Origin of the sequence: Phaeobacter sp. JH20_08 (assembly GCF_048056635.1) — a bacterium.
Lineage (GTDB): Bacteria > Pseudomonadota > Alphaproteobacteria > Rhodobacterales > Rhodobacteraceae > Phaeobacter > Phaeobacter bryozoorum.
The window spans coordinates 751,965-767,543 of record NZ_JAYMVV010000005.1 but is presented as its reverse complement, the minus strand read 5'-3'; the positions used below and the strand labels follow the sequence as shown (position 1 = coordinate 767,543).

The window sequence follows — 15,579 nt, the reverse complement described above, 5'->3', positions numbered from 1 at the left end:
ACGATGCACCCGGCGCCAGCGCCCCAGTTGCGGCGGCTGGATTGACGGCGTGACCGGGCAACTGGGCGCTTGGGCTGACCGCCTTCGACATGGGCTTCGCGCTCGCTGCGCGATCCTTCGGATCGGTCATTGACCAGCCAACAGGATGACACGCCCGACGCCGACCGTTGGCCCATCGGGCGCGCAATAGCCCCCTTTTGCAATTGGCGGACACATCGCGCGCCCGATGGACCTGGCTCTTCGCCTGGCGCGGCCCCACGACCCGGCGTGACCCCCGCAGGGCCGCGACAAGACGCCGATCAGAAGGCTCGCAAGCGATAGAGGTCCGCACAATGCACCGGGGTGGGTAACGGATGGCAGCGACCCGCGAGAGAGGCACCAAAAGGGCGCGCAGCAGGTGGGACATACGGACGACAACAGCGCCGGAGCTGGAACGGGTGCGGTCCAAATAGTTACAAAAATGTTTCAATGCTGCACTCCACACTAGACTTTTGCTGCAAGGCAGCGACAAATGCGCAGCATGGATCTGCACCAGCGTTACCCCGCTCTCAGTGACCTTCGCCAGCGCGCCCGGCGGCGCCTGCCCCGTTTCGTTTGGGAGTATCTGGACAGTGGCACCGGGCGGGAGGCGACCACCGCCCGCAACCGCAAAGCGCTGGATTGTATCGGCTTTGCCCCGTCGATTCTGCATGGGCCGCAACAGCCCACGCTCAGCTCCGAGTTTCTGGGCGTGTCGCGCCCGCTGCCGTTTGGCATTGCGCCAGTTGGCATGTCGGGGCTGATCTGGCCCGACGCGGAACGCCAGCTGGCCCGCTGCGCCGCGGCGCAGGGCCTGCCCTACTGCCTGTCGACCGTGGCAAGCCAGTCCCCCGAAGATCTGGCCGATGACCTCGGGGCGGCGCCGTGGTTCCAGCTTTACCCGCCGAAGGATCCCGCCATCCGCCGCGATATGCTGCAGCGCGCCAAATCCGCAGGCTTTGCCGGTCTGGTGCTGACAGTTGATGTGCCCGTGGCCTCGCGCCGGGAACGGCAGACGCGCTCCGGGTTGACGCAGCCCCCCCGGCTGACGCCCCGGTTGCTGGCACAGGTGGCGATGCGACCGGCCTGGGCCCTGGGCATGGCGCGCCGGGGGATGCCGCATATGCGGACGCTGGATAAATATGTGACCGGCCAGAGCGGCAGCCTGTCGTCGACGGCCCATGTCGGCTATCTGCTGCGCACCTCGCCCGATTGGGATTATGTGAAATGGCTGCGCGATCATTGGGAGGGGCCGCTGATCATCAAGGGGGTGATGCGCGCCGAGGATGCCGCACCGCTGGAGGCGCTTGGCGTCGATGCGCTGTGGGTATCGAACCATGCCGGGCGCCAGTTCGATGCGGCCCGCGCCACCATCGAGGCCCTGCCGGATATTCGTGCGGCCACCACCCTGCCGCTGATTTTCGACAGCGGTATCGAAGGTGGTCTGGATATCCTGCGCGCGCTGGCGCTGGGGGCGGACTATGTCATGTTAGGCCGCGCGTTCCACTTTGCCCTGGCAGCGCTTGGCCCGCAGGGGCCGGACCATCTGATCGATCTTTTGCGCCTGGATCTGCTGGCAAACATGGGCCAGCTGGGGGCGGAGGACCTGACGATGCTGCCGCAACCGCTCCCACTTCAGCCGATTGCGCCGCCATTTGCGACATTTAGGACCGATACGGACCTAAAATCTCCGCCGTAATCGTATTTTTTGCCGGATTCTGGCCTCAGGTCAGCGCTATCACGCTGTCCATACCCAGAACTACGTCTATACCGGACCCTAATTTGCGCTTATCACTCCGCCAAACTGCACGACCCCGAGGAAGCCATGACTGACTTCAAGAAAATCCTGATCGCCAACCGCGGCGAAATCGCCATCCGCGTCATGCGGGCAGCCAATGAGATGGGCAAGAAGACGGTTGCCGTCTATGCCGAAGAGGACAAGCTGGGCCTGCACCGGTTCAAGGCGGATGAAGCCTATCGGATCGGCGAAGGTCTGGGACCGGTGGCCGCCTATCTGTCGATTGACGAGATCATCCGCGTGGCCAAGGAAAGTGGCGCCGATGCGATCCACCCCGGCTACGGCCTGCTGTCGGAGAACCCGGATTTCGTGGATGCCTGCGCCCGCAACGGCATCACCTTTATCGGTCCGAAGGCGGAAACCATGCGCGCGCTCGGCGACAAGGCCAGTGCCCGTCGCGTCGCAATCGAGGCCGGCGTGCCGGTGATCCCCGCCACCGAAGTGCTGGGCGATGACATGGATGCGATCCGCGCCGAAGCGGCTGAGGTCGGCTATCCCCTGATGCTGAAAGCCTCCTGGGGCGGCGGCGGTCGCGGTATGCGCCCGATCCACAGCGAATCCGAACTTGAGGAAAAGGTGCTGGAAGGCCGCCGCGAAGCGGAAGCGGCCTTTGGCAATGGCGAGGGCTATCTGGAAAAGATGATCACCCGCGCCCGCCACGTCGAGGTACAGATCCTGGGCGACAAACATGGGCAAATCTACCACCTTTATGAGCGGGACTGCTCGGTCCAGCGCCGCAACCAGAAAGTGGTCGAGCGTGCGCCCGCCCCCTATCTGACCGAGGAACAGCGCGCCGAAATCTGCGATCTGGGCCGCAAGATCTGCCAGCATGTGAACTATGAATGCGCAGGCACTGTCGAATTCCTGATGGATATGAACGACGGCAAATTCTACTTCATCGAGGTAAACCCGCGGGTGCAGGTGGAGCATACGGTGACCGAGGAAGTCACCGGCATCGACATCGTGCAGGCGCAGATCCTGATCGCCGAGGGCAAGACCATTGCCGAGGCCACCGGCAAGGCGTCGCAGGACGAGATCCAGCTCAATGGTCATGCGCTACAGACCCGGGTGACCACCGAGGATCCGCTCAACAACTTCATCCCGGATTACGGTCGAATCACCGCCTACCGCTCGGCCACGGGCATGGGCATCCGTCTGGATGGCGGCACCGCCTATGCGGGCGGCGTGATCACCCGTTACTATGATTCGCTGCTGACCAAGGTGACGGCCAAGGCCCCCACCCCGGAAAAGGCGATTGCCCGCATGGACCGCGCGCTGCGTGAATTCCGGGTGCGCGGTGTCAGCACCAATATCGCCTTTGTCGAGAACCTGCTGAAACACCCGACCTTCCTGTCGAATGAATACACCACCAAATTCATCGACGAGACGCCGGAGCTGTTCCAATTCGCCAAGCGCCGCGACCGCGGCACCAAGGTGCTGACCTATATCGCCGATATCTCGGTGAACGGGCATCCCGAAACCGAAGGTCGCCCGGCGCCTCATCCCGATCTGAAAGAGCCGCGCGCGCCAAAGGCCGATGCCGCGACGCAGCCCTATGGCACCCGCAACCTGCTGGAGCAAAAGGGCGCGCAGGCGGTGGCCGACTGGATGAAGGCGCAGCGTCAGCTGCTGCTGACTGATACCACCATGCGCGACGGCCACCAGTCGCTGCTGGCCACCCGGATGCGCAGCCATGACATGATCAAGGTGGCCCCGGCCTATGCCCAGAACCTGAGCCAGCTGTTCTCGGTCGAGTGCTGGGGCGGTGCGACATTCGACGTGGCCTATCGCTTCCTTCAGGAATGCCCCTGGCAGCGCCTGCGCGACCTGCGCGAGCGGATGCCAAACCTGATGACCCAGATGCTGCTGCGCGCCTCCAATGGTGTCGGCTATACCAACTATCCCGACAATGTGGTGCAGAGCTTTGTGAAACAGGCGGCCACCGGCGTTGATGTGTTCCGCGTCTTTGACAGCCTGAACTGGGTCGAGAACATGCGCGTCGCCATGGATGCGGTCGTTGAAAGCGGCAAGATCTGCGAAGGCACCATCTGCTATACCGGCGATATCCTGGATCCGAACCGCGCCAAATACGACCTGAAGTATTATGTCGGCATGGCCAAGGAGCTGGAAGCGGCAGGCGCGCATATTCTGGGTCTGAAGGACATGGCGGGCCTGCTGAAGCCAGCCGCTGCCCGCCAGCTGGTCAAGGCGCTGAAAGAAGAGGTTGGCCTGCCGGTCCATTTCCACACCCATGACACCTCGGGTGTGGCTGGTGCCACCATCCTGGCGGCAGCGGATGCCGGCGTCGATGCGGTGGACGCGGCTATGGACGCCTTCAGTGGCGGCACCTCGCAGCCCTGCCTCGGTTCCATCGTCGAAGCGCTGCGCAACACCGACCGCGACACCGGGCTGGACATCGCCAAGATCCGCGAAATCTCGGACTATTGGGAACAGGTGCGGATGCAATATGCCGCCTTTGAATCCGGGTTGCAGGCGCCCGCCTCGGAGGTCTATCTGCACGAGATGCCCGGCGGCCAGTTCACCAACCTGAAGGCACAGGCGCGCAGCCTGGGGCTGGAGGATCGCTGGCATGAGGTCGCCCAGACCTATGCCGATGTGAACCAGATGTTCGGCGATATCGTGAAGGTGACGCCCTCGTCCAAAGTGGTTGGCGACATGGCACTGATGATGGTCAGCCAGGGTCTGAGCCGTGACGACGTCGAGGATCCGAAGAGTGATGTGGCCTTCCCTGACTCGGTTGTCGACATGATGCGCGGCAACCTCGGCCAGCCTCCGGGTGGCTTCCCTGAGGGGATCGTCTCCAAGGTGCTGAAAGGCGACGCGCCCAATCTGGATCGCCCCGGCGCCCATCTGGACCCGGTCGATCTGGAAGCGACCCGTGCGGAGCTGTCGCGGGAGCTGGAAGGCAAGGCCGTCGATGACGAGGATCTGAACGGCTACCTGATGTATCCCAAGGTGTTCCTCGACTACATGGGCCGCCATCGCCAATATGGTCCGGTCCGCAGCCTGCCCACCCGCACCTTCTTTTACGGGATGGAACCGGGCGAGGAGATCACCGCAGAAATCGACCCCGGCAAGACGCTGGAAATCCGCCTGCAGGCCATCGGCGAAACCGATGACAAGGGCGAGGTGAAAGTCTTTTTCGAACTCAACGGCCAGCCCCGCGTCATCCGCGTGCCGAACCGTCTGGTCAAGGCGACGACGCAGGCCCGGCCCAAGGCCGAGCAGGGCAATGCCAACCATGTCGGCGCGCCGATGCCCGGTGTCGTGGCCACCGTTGCCGTGCAGGTCGGCCAGCCGGTGCATGAGGGCGACCTGCTGCTGACCATCGAGGCGATGAAGATGGAAACCGGCATTCATGCCGAGCGCGATGCGGTGGTGAAGGCCCTGCATGTGCAGGCAGGCGGGCAGATCGACGCCAAGGATCTGCTGATCGAGCTGGAGTGATCACAGCCCGCGCCTGTCACCGATGACAGGCACTGCGACTATCACATGAAGGCGTCCCCGCATTCCGGGGGCGCCTTTTCCTGTCAGGTGGCGCGGTCTGCCAGATGCGCGGTGGTCAGATCAGCGCCTGTGTCTCGATCTGTGGTGGCATCATCACCGGGGCCTCGGCGGTATGAAGACCCGCAGCCTGCCCATCCGTGGTGAGTTTGGCGCCGATCGCCAGACCAATGGCGACGGTCAGGCCAAGGATGCGCAATGTGTCCAGCCTGTCGTCCAAGGATTTACCCATCCGGTCGCGCAGCGGTTTGCTAAGCAGTGTCATCTCGGGGCTCCCTTTCGGTTTCGCAGATATCTCCGCGGGTTGGCCCGGCTCGTTGGCTCGCAAACATCAGGTCGTCTTGGCCAGGCTCATGTCATCATCATAAGGGTAAAACGCCGCACGTGGCGGCTTCCGTCGCTCAAAACACCGTGACGGTCATTTTTTGCCGACGGCTTTGCGTTTTTCCCTTGCAGCCCTGCCTGTGAATGACTAAATCCGCTTCACCGAATGGCAGCGCGGGCGTAGCTCAGGGGTAGAGCATAACCTTGCCAAGGTTAGGGTCGGGCGTTCGAATCGCCTCGCCCGCTCCATTTGGATACATGAAAAGGCCACCGCTTGCAGACGCAACGGTGGCCTTTCGCGTTTGTGAAATACGACATAGCCTCTGGCTTGCGCGGAATCACTTCAGCGCCTAAGAACAGAGCGCGAACAGCTGCAACGGCAGCATGAGAACAGGTGATACGGCAGCATGCTCACATCGGTAGAACTCTGCGCTGGTGCAGGCGGCCAGGCACTGGGGCTTGAGAAAGCCGGCTTTGACCACACCGCGCTGGTCGAAATCGACAAACATTGCTGCGCCACTCTGCGCCACAACCGGCCCCAGTGGAATGTGCTGGAAGAGGATGTGCGCGCCTTCAAGGCGGATGCCGACGCCTATCGCGGCATTGACCTGCTGGCCGGCGGGCTGCCCTGCCCACCATTTTCGGTGGCCGGCAAACAGCTGGGCGAGAAGGACGAGCGCAACCTCTTTGACGATGCCATCGAAATCGTCGCCGCCACCCGCCCCCGCGCGGTGATGATCGAGAATGTGCGCGGCTTTCTGGATGCAGTATTCCATGACTACCGCGAGAAGCTGAAGAAACAGCTGGCCAAACTGGGCTATGAGACCGACTGGCGCCTGCTGAATGCTTCCGACTTCGGCGTGCCGCAGCTGCGCCCGCGGGTGGCCATCGTCGCCCTGCGCAAGGAATTCTCCGGCCAGTTCAACTGGCCCGAGCCGCTGCCGCATAATCCCCGCACCGTGGGCGAGACCCTGCTTGACCTGATGAAGGAACGCGGCTGGCGCGGGGCCGAGGAGTGGGCCGCCAGGGCCGATGAGATTGCGCCAACGATTGTGGGCGGCTCCAAGAAACATGGCGGGCCGGACCTCGGCCCCACCCGGGCGCGGCGCGCCTGGGCCGCTTTGGGCGTCGAGGGGCGCACCATCGCCTATGAGGCGCCGGATCCCTTTCACAACGACATGCCGCGCCTCACCGTGCGGATGGTGGCGCGCATTCAGGGCTTCCCCGACAGCTGGCATTTCACCGGGGCCAAGACCAACGCCTATCGCCAGGTCGGCAATGCCTTTCCGCCGCCGGTGGCCGAAGCCGTGGCCCGGCAGATCCGTCAGGCCATCGCACGCCCCAGCCTGAAGGTGGTGACCAGCCCTGCCACCGGGCGCTGATCGGGCCGTTGTGATGGCGCTGCGCGATGTGGGGCCACATCCTGCCCTGTCACCTTTCCCAAAATACTCAAGCCACGGCTGCAACCGGGAGCAGGCTCTGCGATGAAACAGAAACTGCCGCCCAGCCGGATCCATCCCGGCCATGCCGATCACCTGCTGCTCAGCGCGCTGGCACAGGATATCACCAGCCGCGCAGGCGGCCCGATGGAGCTGGCGGCGGGCTTTCCGCTGATGCTGCGCACGTGCATCGACGATGTGATCCTGACCGCCAAGACCGGGCGGCGCGCCTATGAGGATCTGGAAAAAACCGAGAAGACCTATATCGGCACCCGCGTCGAGATTGAGCTGCGGGCGCTGCTGCGCCTGCCAAAGGGGCGGCTGGATACCGTGATCCTCGGCCATGATGTGGATATCAAACACACCATGGGCAGCAATTGGATGATCCCGACCGAAGCCGTCGACCAGCCCTGTATCCTGGTGGCGGCGGATGAGCCGCGGGCGCGCTGTTACCTCGGGCTGATCGTCGCGCGGCAGGCCTATCTGACCGCCGGTCAGAACAAGGACGCCAAACGCTCGATCTCGGCCGAGGGGTTTGGCAATATTCTCTGGCTGCTCTGCGATCAGCCCTATCCGGCCAATTTCTGGCGCCTGCTGCCGGAGCGGGTGGTGGCGCGTATCTTTGCCGGGGAGAGCGGCAATGCCCGGATGGCGACGCTGTTCCGGGAGGTGCAGCGTCAGCCGATTCCCCGTGACGTCGTCGAGGCGGTGGCCGCGCAGAAGGATTTCATGCGACGGATCCGTTCGGATGGCGGCCATGGCACGCGGGACCTGCTGGGGCGGGAGGGCATCGTTATCCTCGAGGGGCGCAAGGATGCGCAGCTGATCCGCGCGCTTGACCTGCCCCATTGCGGCGGCTCGGAGTTCATATCGGCGCAGCTCTCCAACCTGACGCAGGCGCGGCTGGCCGCCAGCGCTGGTCACACGATCCGCGAAGATTTTTTCGATCCGAGGTGAAAACCCGCTGTTTTTCGGTTGCAGCCCTGCGCGCAATTGCCTATTCACCGCCTCACCGGATGGCAGCGCGGGCGTAGCTCAGGGGTAGAGCATAACCTTGCCAAGGTTAGGGTCGGGCGTTCGAATCGCCTCGCCCGCTCCATCGGGATCACAAAGGCCGCTCTTTTGAGCGGCTTTTTGTTTTTCTACCAAAAACACAGGGTTAGCCGGCCATCTGCGGTGTCTTTACGGCGATGACGATTGCGGCGATCTGGATCTGCGCGCAGGGCTGACGTGCGGGTGGGCGTCCGATTAATTTCTTCACGCAGCTGTCATTTTTCCTCTTGCAGGTGCTGCGGCAATTTCCTAAACACCGCCTCACCAAATGGCAGCGCGGGCGTAGCTCAGGGGTAGAGCATAACCTTGCCAAGGTTAGGGTCGGGCGTTCGAATCGCCTCGCCCGCTCCATTTGGACTGCAAAGGCCGCTCTTTACGAGCGGCCTTTTGCGTTTCCGCACCCGGATCAGCGCCACGATGCGCTTGCGCGAACATTTGATCAAATTCCTTTGACGCGACTCTCAAAACCCGCCAATGCTGTGCCAAAGGGGCCAGAGCCCCATCGCCTATGCGCCGCAGGTCTGGCGCTTCAGCTCAGGAGGACAACAGCCCATGGCCCCGGTCATCTATCCCACCACCAATTTCACCGCCACCGAACAGCTCTGCCTTGAGCGCGGCGAGGGCATCTATGTGTTCGACAGCGAGGGCAACAAATATATCGAAGGGCTGGCCGGGCTCTGGTGTACATCGCTGGGCTACAGCAATACCGAAGTGATGGATGCGATCACCGAGCAGCTGCATAAGCTGCCATTTTCGCACACCTTTGGCGGCAAGACCCATCAGCCGATCCAGGATCTGGCGAAGAAGCTGGCCGCGATGGTGCCGGTGGAGGACGCCTATATCTTCTTTGGCAACTCAGGCTCCGACGCCAATGACACCCATTACAAGATGCTGCGCTATTACTTCAACGCAATCGGCAAGCCGGAGAAGCGCAAGATCATCACCCGCGAGCGCGGCTATCACGGGGTCACGGTTGCAGCCGGTTCGCTGACCTCCCTGCCCGCGAATCTTGCGCATTTTGATGCCCCGCTGGAGGCGCTGTCGATCCTGCGCGCCGACTCGCCGCATTATTACACCGCCCGCAAGGGCAATGAGACCGAGGCGCAGTTTGTCGAGCGCATCCTTCAGAACCTCGAAGACCAGATCCTGGCGGAAGATCCCGAAACGATTGCGGCGATGATCGTGGAGCCGATCACTGGCGCCTCTGGCGTGATCGTGCCGCCGGAGGGCTACTATGAGGGGCTACAGGCGCTGCTGCGCAAATATGGCATTCTGGTCTGGGCCGATGAGGTGATCTGTGGCTTTGGGCGCACCGGCGCTGATTTCGGCTGCACCACCATGGGCATCAAGCCGGACCTGATGACCTTTGCCAAGCAATTGTCCTCGGCCTATTTCCCGATCTCGGCCTCGGTCATTCCGGGCTGGATGTATGAGGCGATGGTGGATCAGACCAATCAGGTCGGCGTGTTTGGGCATGGCTATACCTACTCCGGGCACCCGGTCGCCTGTGCCGCCGCGCTGAAGACGCTCGAAATCTACGAGCGCGACAATCTGTTCGACCACGCCGCCGAGGTTGGCAGCTACATGCAGGCGCAGCTGCGTGAGATCTTCACCGATCATCCGCTGGTGGGCGAAGTGCGCGGCAAGGGGCTGATCGCGGCGCTGGAACTGGTGTCGAACAAGACCACCGGCGCAAGCTTTGACAGGGGTCTTGCCGGGGCCACCGCGCAAAGGCTGTGTCAGGACAATGGTCTAATCCTGCGGGCCGTGGCCGGGAATGCGGTCGCGCTCTGCCCGCCGCTGATCATCACGAAGGATGAGGTGGACGACATGCTGGCACGCCTGAAAACCGCGATCGACGCCAGTTTCGAAGAGCTGAAGGCAGCCGGTCACCTGGCGCATTGAGGCCGCAGACGCCCCAGTGTGCAACGACGGACCGACAAGAGCAGCGCCCCGGCTGAGGCGCTGCTTTTTTATCGCCCCCAAGACCTCCGCCTCGCCAGACAACAGGCTGATAGCGACACCCGCGAGATCTGTGCGATATCCGATAATGTCACAATCTTGCGGTTTTTCCCCGTGAAAGGATCACAAATTACTGCGAGGTTTGTCTTATCCCAAGGGTGTTCCAAACCTTGCATTTCAGCACCAGCGCATTTCGCGATCCCGCATGGCCCTGTCGTCGGATGGTTTCGGGGGGAACCTGATGGTCCGGGACCTGTGGGATACGGAGACCAATGGGTCCGGGGACCACTGTATCCGGTAGGTCGGGGGAACCGGGGCATGGGACGTGAGGCGGCACGGACCGCGTCACTCCCTGCCGCCGGACAGTCTGGCTGAAACTCTGCGTGAAGTTCTGCCTGACAGGCTGCGGGCCGCAGAGCTTCCTGTCTGAGCCTCTGAGCCGGATCCCAGGTCAGAACACCTTGAACGTCATCGTTGTCAGCGAGCGTTCGATTCCCTCGATATCGAGCAGCTGATCGTTGATGTATTTGCCAACATCCTGATCGCTGGGAATGTAGAGTTTCATCAGGAGATCATAATCGCCACTGGTGGAATAAAGCTCGGAGTGGATTTCACGCAGGGCAATCTCTTCGGCCACTTTGTAGGTGGTGCCGGGTTTGCAGCGGATCTGGATAAAGACGCAGGTGGACATGATGGCCCTCAACTGTTTGGGAATGCGTGGTTTGCGCGCCAAGCTGGCATGCGGGCGCAGCAGAGGCAATCCCCGGCGACGGGCATGAGAGGCTGGCCGCAGACAATTGGCGCAACAGTTTTGCGCCAATTGACGCGGCAGGCTTGAGCGCGGCCCCGCCCTGCCCCTATAAGCAGCGGCAGGATATCAAGGACATGCCGACCATGCGTACCGCTCAGATCACCCGCAAGACCGCCGAAACCGAGATCAGTGTCGAGATCAACCTCGATGGCACTGGCGCCTATGACAATCAGACCGGCGTCGGTTTCTTTGATCACATGCTGGACCAGCTGTCGCGCCACTCGCTGATCGACATGACCATCCGCGCTAAGGGTGACTATCACATCGACGACCACCACACGGTGGAGGACACCGGCATTGCACTGGGTCAGGCGCTGGTTGCCGCACTTGGCGACAAGAAAGGCATCAACCGTTATGGCGAATGCCACCTGCCGATGGATGACGCCCAGGTGCGCTGTGCGCTGGATCTGTCGGCACGCCCCTTCCTGATCTGGAACGTTGAGCTGCCAACCCAGAAGATCGGCAGCTTTGATACCGAGCTGGTGCGCGAGTTCTTTCAAGCCTTGAGCACCCATGGCGGCATCACCCTGCACATCGACCAGCTGCACGGGTTCAACAGCCACCATATTGCCGAGGCCGCGTTCAAGGCGGTGGCGCGCGCGCTGCGCACCGCCGTTGAGACCGACCCGCGCAAGGCGGATGCGATCCCGTCCACCAAAGGCGCTCTGTAAATGCTGACCGCGATCATCGACTATGAATCGGGCAATCTCCACTCCGCCGAAAAAGCCTTTCAGCGCATGGCGCGGGAGGTGAATGGCGGCGAGGTGATCGTGACCTCTGACGCGGATGTGGTGGCGCGGGCCGATCGGCTGGTGCTGCCCGGCGACGGCGCCTTTCCGGCCTGCGCAGAAGAACTGCGCGGCCATCGCGGCATCTATGAGGCGATGGTGGAGGCGATCGAGCAGAACGGCCGACCCTTCCTCGGCATCTGCGTCGGCATGCAGCTGATGGCCACCACCGGTCATGAGTATCGCGAGACGCCCGGCCTTGGCTGGGTTGAGGGCGATGTGGTCAAGATCACCCCAAGCGACCACAGTCTGAAAGTGCCGCATATGGGCTGGAACAATCTGGTGATTGACCATGACCACGCGATTTTTGATGGTATTTCCTCAGGCGATCACTGCTATTTCGTGCATTCTTATCATTTCCGCGTCACCGATCCGGCGGAACGGCTGGCGCATGTGGACTATGGCGGCGATGTCACGGCCGTCATCGGGCGCGACACCATGGTGGGGATGCAGTTTCACCCGGAGAAAAGCCAGGATATCGGCCTGCGGATGATCGGGAATTTTCTGACCTGGCGACCGTGACGCAGCGGTTGACCCGCAGCATATGAAAAAGCCGCCTGCTGCACAGGCGGCTTTTGTTTTTGAGTATTTATGAAAAGATGACAGGCGGGGCGCGATCAGGCCGCTGCCCTGCGCAGCGAGAGCGGCGCCGCACCATAGGCCTTGCGAAAGGCACGGCTGAAGCCTTCGGGGCTGGCATAGGCATAGCGGCGGGCCACCGCCTCCACCCGGTCGCCGCGCGTGAGATCCTGATGCGCCAGAATCAACCGCCAGCGGCGCAGGTACCCCATCGGGGTTTCGCCGACAGCGGCCCCGAACAGCTCGGCAAAGCGGGACAGCGACAGGCCGGCGACCTCGGCCAGATCGGCATTGCTCCAAAGGCGGCCGGGGTGATCGTGCATCGCCACAATCGCCCGGCTGAGACGCGGGTCGGAGAGCCCTGCCAGCAGCCCCGGCTCCGTAGCACCCTCGCGGATCTGATGCCGCAGCAGCCGCACCATCAGCACCTCCCCCAGCCGGTTGATCACCGATTGCGCCCCGCAGCGCTGCGCATCAGCCTCGTCCCGCATCAACCGCAGCAGATCCCGGGCCTCCGGCTTGTCGGCGATATCATAATCCACCAGCCCGGGCAGTGCGGCGATGAGCGGATTGCGGCGCCCTGACCAATCCACCCGTGCCGCCCACATCACCCTGTCGGGCGGTTGCGCCGGGGCATCATCACAACTGCTGTAGAGCAGCCGCACCGGCTCCCCCGACGCATCCGCCAGAGCGATAAGATTGGCCTCTCCCGGTGCGGCAGCGCGAACGGAGAGCTGGAAACGCTCCATCAATGTGGTCAGGCGGTCCATGGTATCGGTGTTTCCGTCAGGTTTTTCGGATTTATCTGACACTATGCTGCGTCATACTTCGAGACAAGCCCCCAGAGCTGACTTCGAACAAGGAGCGACAACATGTTGATGCCACGCCAAACCACGCCCGATCTGACCCTGCCAACGCTGGACCATGGACCGTTTGACCTGTCGCGGGAAGACAGCCAGCGCGGCACCGTGATCTGCTTCTATCGCGGACTGCACTGCCCGATCTGTGCCAACTACCTCAAGGAACTGGAAAAACGGGTGGCCGATTTCGCCAGCCGTGGCGTGAACTGCATTGCGGTCAGTTCGGACGGCGAAGAGCGCACCCGCGCCATGGCCGAGAAGATTGAGGCGAAGAACCTACGGTTTGGCTATGATCTGCCCTTGAATGTCGCCCGCCAATGGGGTCTGTACCTGTCGACCTCACGCGGGAAGACATCAATCGGGATCGAGGAGCCGGCGCTGTTCTCCGAACCGGGCCTGTTCATGGTGACCCCTGAGCAGACGCTCTACTATGGGTCGGTGCAGACCATGCCCTTTGTCCGGCCGCATTTTTCAGAGCTGGTATCGGCGCTGGATTTCGCCATCGCCAACGACTATCCGGCGCGCGGCGAATACGACGGCGACGTCTGACGCGGGCTGCGCCAGGTCGCGGCGCCTGTCGGCCACGGCGTGCTGTGGCCGGATCGCCACCTGCCTCAGGTCGACAGGTAGAAATCCGGGCAAGAATGGATGGACAGCGGTGCCGCACAAGGGCATACACCGCAGACCCAGATATCCCAGTCGCTTGCAGGTCACCGTCCGGTGCAGATCCGTCTTGAAAAATTCGACCACCAGGAAGGCCAGCACCGCTATTGCGTGCTGCATCTGAGCCGAACCCTGTTTGGCGAATGGTGTGTCGAGCAGACCAGCGGGCCCTTGGGTGAGGCCGGAGGGCAGCAGCGGCGCAGCTACTATGCCTCGCAGGAGATCGCGCTGGCCGCAGCGGCGCAGCAGCGCGACCGTCAGATCAAACGCGGCTTTGTCCCGATTCCGGTTCAGCTGGGACTGTTCTAGACCGGCACAAAAAAGGCGGCGCAGACATACCGTCCACGCCGCCCGTCCGATCACTCACAGCAATCCGGCTGTTTACTTCACGCGGCTCCAGGTCTGTTTGGAGCAGATCAGCCCGCCCGCGACACAGCCCCGCAGAGCCAGCGATGCGCCCGATAGGTTCATCTTGCCGATGTAGATCTTGTTGTTCGACGGCCGCCAGACCTTGCCCGCATAAGACCCGTCGCCATTGGCCACCATATCGATCACCAATGTCTTGCCGATATTGGGGGATTTATACTCTCCCTCGGCATTGAAGGTCCGGCTGATCTTGCCGCAGACCGCCGCGCCGCAGGGCGCCATGGTGACATGCGCATAAGAGCCGTCATCCGTCTGCGTCTTCCAGGTGCCCAGCACCGGATCCGCCGCCGCCATGCCCGCCAGCCCCAGTGCAAATGTCACGCCAAGTGCCAGTTTCTTCATGTATCATCCTCCCTTTTGCAGCCAGTCTGGCCGCCAAGAGGCAATTCAGGCAAGCTTGACCTCGGGTCGCGTTGCAATCACGGGCCGCCTTGTGCAAAAGAGGCGTCAGAGCAGGCCCGCCCCGATCACCGGCGACCGGAGGCGGCGGCCCCGGCTCAGACAGTTCTGGCAGTACCGATAAGGGCACGCGATATGATCCTCTACCCCGCAATTGATCTCAAGGACGGGCAAGCCGTTCGCCTGCTGCATGGCGATATGGACAAGACAACGGTCTTCAACGACGATCCGGCAGCGCAGGCGCTGGAGTTTGTCGCCGCTGGCTGCGAATGGCTGCATCTGGTCGATCTCAACGGTGCCTTTGCAGGCGAGCCGGTCAATGCGGCCCCGGTCGAGGACATTCTGAAACGGTGCCAGGTGCCCGCACAGCTGGGCGGCGGTATTCGCGATATGGCGACCATCGAACGCTGGATCGACAAGGGGCTGGCGCGGGTGATCCTTGGCACCGTGGCGGTGGAAAATCCCGATCTGGTCCGCGAGGCGGCACGTGCATTCCCGGGCAAGGTTGCCGTCGGCATTGACGCGCGCAATGGCCGCGTAGCGACCAAAGGCTGGGCCGAGGAAACCGATGTGATGGTTACGGATCTGGCAAAATCCTTCGAAGACGCAGGTGTTGCCGCGATCATCTACACCGATATTCTGCGCGACGGCGCCATGAAGGGGCCGAATATCGAGGCAACGGCAGATCTGGCCAATGCCGTCAGCATCCCGGTGATCGCCTCGGGCGGCGTGTCCTCGCTCGACGATTTGCAGGCCCTGAAATCCTGCGGCGCGCCGCTCAATGGAGCGATTTCCGGCCGCGCCCTCTACGATGGGGCCATCGACCTCGCGCAGGCGCTGAAGATCCTGAAGGGCTGAGACCTGGTCTTCTTCTGGCCGAAAATATCCCGGGGGTGAATGGGCCAAAGGCCCAGAGGGGGCAGCGCCCCCGCCC

At 62.7% G+C, this 15,579-nt stretch carries 14 protein-coding genes and 3 tRNA genes; 13 read left to right on the top strand and 4 right to left on the bottom strand.

Annotated elements, in window-relative coordinates:
* Window positions 1–511: 511 nt before the first annotated feature.
* Both VWY75_RS05695 and VWY75_RS05690 read left to right on the top strand, forming a co-directional pair.
* The gene (locus tag VWY75_RS05695) at window positions 512–1,717 is read left to right on the top strand and encodes an alpha-hydroxy acid oxidase (RefSeq protein WP_416539192.1); all 1,206 of its coding nucleotides are present in this window, start codon (window positions 512–514) and stop codon (window positions 1,715–1,717) included.
* 126 nt (window positions 1,718–1,843) lie between these two features.
* Window positions 1,844–5,284, top strand: a complete 3,441-nt coding sequence (locus VWY75_RS05690; protein ID WP_416539191.1) for a pyruvate carboxylase — start codon at window positions 1,844–1,846, stop codon at window positions 5,282–5,284.
* A gap of 115 nt (window positions 5,285–5,399) precedes the next feature.
* On the opposite strand, the gene VWY75_RS05685 is transcribed toward VWY75_RS05690, so the two are convergent.
* Window positions 5,400–5,606 carry a hypothetical protein gene (locus VWY75_RS05685; protein ID WP_416539190.1) on the bottom strand — a complete coding sequence of 69 codons (207 nt, stop codon included), beginning with the start codon at window positions 5,604–5,606 and terminating at the stop codon, window positions 5,400–5,402.
* Between the two features lie 233 nt (window positions 5,607–5,839).
* Here VWY75_RS05685 and VWY75_RS05680 point away from each other — a divergent pair.
* From VWY75_RS05680 to VWY75_RS05655, 6 genes are all read left to right on the top strand, one after another.
* A tRNA-Gly gene (locus tag VWY75_RS05680) sits at window positions 5,840–5,914 on the top strand.
* Between the two features lie 158 nt (window positions 5,915–6,072).
* Window positions 6,073–7,047 carry a DNA cytosine methyltransferase gene (locus tag VWY75_RS05675; protein ID WP_340545025.1) on the top strand — a complete coding sequence of 325 codons (975 nt, stop codon included), beginning with the start codon at window positions 6,073–6,075 and terminating at the stop codon, window positions 7,045–7,047.
* Between the two features lie 102 nt (window positions 7,048–7,149).
* A complete protein-coding gene (locus VWY75_RS05670) occupies window positions 7,150–8,061 on the top strand; it encodes a NaeI family type II restriction endonuclease (RefSeq protein WP_340545024.1) in 912 nt (303 codons plus the stop codon).
* Window positions 8,062–8,128: 67 nt separating this feature from the next.
* Window positions 8,129–8,203, top strand: a tRNA-Gly gene (locus VWY75_RS05665).
* 230 nt (window positions 8,204–8,433) lie between these two features.
* Window positions 8,434–8,508, top strand: a tRNA-Gly gene (locus tag VWY75_RS05660).
* 201 nt (window positions 8,509–8,709) lie between these two features.
* A complete protein-coding gene (locus VWY75_RS05655; RefSeq protein WP_416539189.1) occupies window positions 8,710–10,062 on the top strand; it encodes an aminotransferase in 1,353 nt (450 codons plus the stop codon).
* Window positions 10,063–10,570: 508 nt separating this feature from the next.
* Here the strand turns inward: VWY75_RS05655 and VWY75_RS05650 are convergent.
* Window positions 10,571–10,810 carry an Lrp/AsnC family transcriptional regulator gene (locus VWY75_RS05650; protein ID WP_340545022.1) on the bottom strand — a complete coding sequence of 80 codons (240 nt, stop codon included), beginning with the start codon at window positions 10,808–10,810 and terminating at the stop codon, window positions 10,571–10,573.
* 203 nt (window positions 10,811–11,013) lie between these two features.
* On the opposite strand from VWY75_RS05650, the gene hisB reads away from it, so the two are divergent.
* Together hisB and hisH are read left to right on the top strand one after the other, a co-directional pair.
* Window positions 11,014–11,601: an imidazoleglycerol-phosphate dehydratase HisB gene (gene hisB / locus VWY75_RS05645; RefSeq protein ID WP_340545021.1), complete on the top strand. Its 588-nt coding sequence runs from the start codon at window positions 11,014–11,016 to the stop codon at window positions 11,599–11,601.
* A complete protein-coding gene (gene hisH, locus VWY75_RS05640; RefSeq protein WP_416539188.1) occupies window positions 11,602–12,240 on the top strand; it encodes an imidazole glycerol phosphate synthase subunit HisH in 639 nt (212 codons plus the stop codon).
* Window positions 12,241–12,335: 95 nt separating this feature from the next.
* Here hisH and VWY75_RS05635 read toward each other — a convergent pair whose 3' ends face one another.
* Window positions 12,336–13,067 (bottom strand): AraC family transcriptional regulator, encoded by a 732-nt coding sequence (locus VWY75_RS05635; protein WP_416536741.1) that lies wholly within the window; start codon window positions 13,065–13,067, stop codon window positions 12,336–12,338.
* Window positions 13,068–13,169: 102 nt separating this feature from the next.
* On the opposite strand from VWY75_RS05635, the gene VWY75_RS05630 reads away from it, so the two are divergent.
* Window positions 13,170–13,706, top strand: a complete 537-nt coding sequence (locus VWY75_RS05630) for a peroxiredoxin-like family protein (RefSeq protein ID WP_416539187.1) — start codon at window positions 13,170–13,172, stop codon at window positions 13,704–13,706.
* A gap of 171 nt (window positions 13,707–13,877) precedes the next feature.
* Complete coding sequence (locus tag VWY75_RS05625) at window positions 13,878–14,129, top strand: WGR domain-containing protein (protein ID WP_416536740.1); 252 nt, start codon at window positions 13,878–13,880, stop codon at window positions 14,127–14,129.
* Between the two features lie 72 nt (window positions 14,130–14,201).
* Here the strand turns inward: VWY75_RS05625 and VWY75_RS05620 are convergent, their stop codons facing one another.
* Complete coding sequence (locus tag VWY75_RS05620) at window positions 14,202–14,588, bottom strand: DUF2147 domain-containing protein (RefSeq protein ID WP_416536739.1); 387 nt, start codon at window positions 14,586–14,588, stop codon at window positions 14,202–14,204.
* 192 nt (window positions 14,589–14,780) lie between these two features.
* Here VWY75_RS05620 and hisA point away from each other — a divergent pair, with 192 nt between their 5' ends.
* The gene (hisA, locus tag VWY75_RS05615; RefSeq protein ID WP_340545015.1) at window positions 14,781–15,503 is read left to right on the top strand and encodes a 1-(5-phosphoribosyl)-5-[(5-phosphoribosylamino)methylideneamino]imidazole-4-carboxamide isomerase; all 723 of its coding nucleotides are present in this window, start codon (window positions 14,781–14,783) and stop codon (window positions 15,501–15,503) included.
* The last annotated feature ends 76 nt before the right edge of the window (window positions 15,504–15,579 follow it).